The sequence below is a fragment of the Massilia sp. CT11-108 genome (genome assembly GCF_047302915.1).
In the GTDB taxonomy this organism is placed as follows: domain Bacteria; phylum Pseudomonadota; class Gammaproteobacteria; order Burkholderiales; family Burkholderiaceae_D; genus Telluria; species Telluria orientalis.
Genome location: NZ_JBKYMO010000489.1, coordinates 1 through 4,061, shown reverse-complemented (window position 1 = coordinate 4,061; position 4,061 = coordinate 1). Strand labels below are relative to the sequence as shown.

Annotated in this window: 4 protein-coding genes; all 4 read left to right on the top strand. The window is 66.6% G+C overall.

Translation table 11 applies throughout. The features are described 5' to 3' along the window. Positions 1 to 87: 87 nt before the first annotated feature. The 4 genes from ACEN88_RS25975 to ACEN88_RS25960 are packed head-to-tail and all read left to right on the top strand — an operon-like array spanning position 88 to position 3,942. Entirely contained in the window at positions 88 to 255 is a 168-nt protein-coding gene (locus tag ACEN88_RS25975) for a hypothetical protein (RefSeq protein ID WP_413344315.1), read from the top strand. A 21-nt stretch (positions 256 to 276) separates the two neighbouring features. Further along, entirely contained in the window at positions 277 to 1,038 is a 762-nt protein-coding gene (locus tag ACEN88_RS25970) for a hypothetical protein (RefSeq protein ID WP_413344313.1), read from the top strand. A 25-nt stretch (positions 1,039 to 1,063) separates the two neighbouring features. Next, complete coding sequence (locus ACEN88_RS25965) at positions 1,064 to 1,825, top strand: hypothetical protein (RefSeq protein WP_413344311.1); 762 nt, start codon at positions 1,064 to 1,066, stop codon at positions 1,823 to 1,825. A gap of 44 nt (positions 1,826 to 1,869) precedes the next feature. Beyond that, positions 1,870 to 3,942: a M13 family metallopeptidase gene (locus ACEN88_RS25960; RefSeq protein ID WP_413344309.1), complete on the top strand. Its 2,073-nt coding sequence runs from the start codon at positions 1,870 to 1,872 to the stop codon at positions 3,940 to 3,942. The last annotated feature ends 119 nt before the right edge of the window (positions 3,943 to 4,061 follow it).

The following is a 4,061-nucleotide window of genomic DNA, read 5'->3' as shown; positions in this document are numbered from 1 at the left end:
GGCGTTGCCTGAAAGCGCGCAGCAGCGCCTGTTCCACACGGTCCGGCGGCCGACGTCGGGTTCGTGCCGCTCGTGCCGCCGGAGCGCATGGCGGCCGCACCGAATCCGCAATTGAAGCAGGCGAACCTGCCGCGCGCGGCCCTCGTGCAGATGGGGATTCCGATCGTGGCGGACGCACCGCAGGAACTGGTCCACGCGGAACTGCTGGTGGCGGGGACGGGCGAACCGCTGGCGATACGGCTGGCCGTGAACTGAAGTTTTTTCCAAGGAGGAGTGATGAAACGGACTTTCTTGTCCGCCGGCCTCGCTTTGCTTGCGCTGGCGCCGCTGGCCCATGCGCAGCAGGGCGGGGCGGCGAATGAAGCGCTGGAATTGATGCTGCTGCGGACCAGCGCGTCGACCCGCTGTACCGACGATTGCACGGTGCGCAGCCTGCCGTATTCCGCCGAGCGCGTGACGGAAACGGTCAAGGTGCTGGCCGACGGCAACCGCATCGTCCAGCGCAACACGGAAAAGCTGTACCGCGACAGCGATGGACGCACCCGGGTGGAATCGGAATGGAATGGCAAGCCGCTCGTGCAGATCCAGGATCCGGTCGGGGGCATGAGCTACCGCCTGTATCCGGACACGAAGACGGGCTACCGGATGGCCATCGCGGCGCCCGCCGGTCCGGCGGCATCCGCGCCCGGTGCCGCGAAGGTGGCCGAGCAACTGGCGCCGGCGCTGAACGTCGACGCGGCGGGCACCGTAGCCCAGTCGCGTTCGCTCGGCACGAAGCAGATCGAGGGATTGACGGCCACCGGCACCCACACGACCGTGACCGTGCCGGCGGGGGCGAGCGGCAACGTCAAGCCGATGATCAGCACGACGGAAGTGTGGATCGCGCGCGACCTGTGGATTCCCCTCGAGATGAGGATGTCCAACCCGTTCATGGGGGACAGTGTGATGCGCGTGCGGAACCTCTACCGCCTCGAACCGCCGACGGCCCTGTTTGCCGTGCCGGCCGACTATACGGTGCGCGAAATCGTGCGCCGCTGATTGCTTACCAACGAAAGGGAAGACCATGAAAGTTTCCGCAATCCTGTTCAGCCTGCTGGTCGCGTGCCAGATCCTGCCCGCCGCCGCCCAGACCGGCGACATGACGCGGCCCGACGTCACCGGCATCATGCAGGCGCATCATGCCGATCAATTCAGCCCCCAACGCCTCCGCGTCGAGTACAACGCTGCCGTCGCCAGGCTCAGGATCCTTGCCGGCGCCGGCAAGCCGCTGGCGTACACCTACGATTACGTGACGGACACGAGCATCGCGCTCGCCGGCGGCAATGCGCAAAAGTCGCAAACGAAGACGTCGTATGCTTACGACAAGGATGGCCGCTCGCGTACGGTGTCGTCGTCGTTCGGGCTGGAGCGCATCGTCATCGCCGATCCGACGCAACATGCGGTCTACCTCGTCTGCCCGGAGCGCAAGGAAGTCCTGCGCCTGCAGGGGGCCGCGCTGGACGAAGCGGCGCCCGTACAGCCGCCCGTTCCGTCGGGCGCGACGACCGACCTGGGCGAGAAGGTGATCGCCGGCGTCAAGGCGAACGGCAGCCGTTCGGAATTCACCGTGCCCGCCGGCGCCCAGGGCAACGAGAAGCCCCTGGTGCACAAGGTGGAAACGTGGTTTTCGGCCGATCTGGCGACCGTCGTGTACCTCCAGTTGAACATGCCGGAGTTTGGCGACATCGTCTCGCATGTCGACAACCTCAAGTTCGGCGATGTCCCGGCGTCCACGTTCGCCTTGCCGGAGGGCTACGCGATCCGCGATATCGCATTGCATGAATGACCACAGCATGGCAGCATGAGGGGTCATTCTTACCAGGAATATTCATGCGCTTGTCCCTTCGTCTTGCCGTCTGTGCCGTCCTGGCCGGATGCGCCTCCGTCGCCACCGCCCAGACGCCGGCCGAGCGTCCCGCCACGTCGTTCCCGTACACGCCGGGCCTGGACGTGAACTCGATGGACCGCAGCGCCGACCCCTGCGTCGATTTTTACCAGTACGCGTGCGGCGGCTGGATCAGGAACAATCCGATCCCGGCCGACCAGGCGCGCTGGTCCGTGTACGGCAAGCTGGCGCTGGACAACCGCCGCTACCTGTGGGGCATCCTCGAAGACCTCGCGCAGCGCCAGGATGGCCGTAACGCGAACCAGCAAAAGATCGGCGATTACTTCGGCGCCTGCATGGACGAGAAGGCGATCGAAGCGCGCGGCGCCGCGCCGCTGACGCCGTATTTCGACGAGATCGCGACCATCCAGTCGAACCGCGACCTGCCGCGCGTGCTCGCGCGCCTGCAACTGGCGCTCGCGGATCCGGCCCTGTTCTTCGGTTTCTCGTCGAGCCAGGATTTCGCGGACTCCTCGCGCGTGATCGCGTTCGCCGTCGCAGGCGGCCTGGGCCTGCCGGACCGCGACTCTTACCTCAAGACCGACGCCAAGTCGAAGGAAATCCGCGCCAAATATGTCGCGCACATCGCGAACACGTTCAAGCTGCTGGGCGATACGCCCGCGGCGGCGCAACGCAACGCGGCGCGCGTGATGCAGATGGAGACGACGCTGGCGAAGGCATCGCTGTCGGCCGTCGACAAGCGCGACCCGCATAAACTGTTCCACAAGGTCGACGCGCAAGGCCTGCAGGCGTTGACGCCGGGCTTCGACTGGCACGCCTACCTCGACGAGCTGGGCGAGGGCAGCCTGGGCACGTTCAACGTCACCGAACCCGCGTTCTTCAAGGCGCTCGGCAAGATGTGGAAGACGAACGGCGCGGACGCCACCCGCACCTACCTGCGCTGGCACGTGGCGCGCAACATGTCGCCGGTGCTGGCGTCGAACTTCGACAACGAGCACTTCGATTTCTTCAGCAGGACGCTGCGCGGCGTGCAGCAGCAGCAACCGCGCTGGAAGCGCTGCGTGGCGCTCGTCGACCACCAGCTGGGCGAGGCGCTGGGCCAGGAATTCGTCGGCCGCGCATTCTCGCCCGAGCTGAAGGACAAGGCGCTGCACATGACGCGCCAGATCGAAGACGCGATGAAGAAGGACATCGACGAACTCGACTGGATGAGCGCGGAGACGAAACAGCAGGCGCAGAATAAACTGGCCGCGATCGTCAACAAGATCGGCTACCCGGATAAATGGCGCGACTACAGCGCCTACGTCGTGAAGGCGGGCGATTTCGCCGGCAACGTCGAGCGCGGCAACCGGTTCGAGGCACGGCGCCAGCTGGCCAAGATCGGCAAGCCGCTCGACCGTTCGGAGTGGGGCATGACGCCGCCGACGGTGAACGCGTACTTCGATCCGCAGATGAACGACATCAACTTCCCGGCCGGCGTGCTGCAGCCGCCGCTGTTCGATCCGAAGATGGACGACGCACCGAACTACGGCAACACGGGCGGCACCATCGGCCATGAACTGACGCACGCCTTCGACGACGAAGGCCGCCAGTTCGACGCCGACGGCAACCTGAAGGACTGGTGGACGAAGAAGGATGCCAAGGCGTTCGAGGAGCGGGCCCAGTGCATCGTCGACCAGTACGCGCGGTACACGGTCGTCGACGACATCAAGATCAACAGCAAGCTCACGCTGGGCGAGGATGTCGCCGACCTGGGCGGGCTGATCCTCGGCTGGATGGCGTGGCGAACGGAGATGGCGGCGATGCCGCAGAAGGCGCAACCCCAGCCGCCGCGTGATGGCCTCACGCCGGAGCAGCGCTTTTTTGTCGGCTACGCGCAATGGGCTTGCGAAAACAATCGTCCGGAAAACCTGCGCGTGAGCGCGATGACGGACCCGCACTCGCCGGGGCGTTACCGCGTCAACGGGCTGATGGTCAATATGCCGCAGTTCCAGCAGGCGTTCCAGTGCAAGGCGGGGCAGCCGATGGTGAAGGAAAAGCGCTGCCGCGTGTGGTGAAATGAATCAGCGTCGGGGGGGCCCGCCCGGGGGGGGCGCCCCCCGCGGCGCCGCGGCGGCGGGCGGGGGGGGGGGGGGGGGGTTGGGGGCGGGGGGGGGGGCGGCGGGCGCGAGCCCCC

Coding starts and splice junctions, on each gene's coding strand:
- ACEN88_RS25975 (WP_413344315.1), top strand. CDS start 88: ATGGCGGCCGCACCGAATCCGCAATTGAAGCAGGCGAACCTGCCGCGC.
- ACEN88_RS25970 (WP_413344313.1), top strand. CDS start 277: ATGAAACGGACTTTCTTGTCCGCCGGCCTCGCTTTGCTTGCGCTGGCG.
- ACEN88_RS25965 (WP_413344311.1), top strand. CDS start 1,064: ATGAAAGTTTCCGCAATCCTGTTCAGCCTGCTGGTCGCGTGCCAGATC.
- ACEN88_RS25960 (WP_413344309.1), top strand. CDS start 1,870: ATGCGCTTGTCCCTTCGTCTTGCCGTCTGTGCCGTCCTGGCCGGATGC.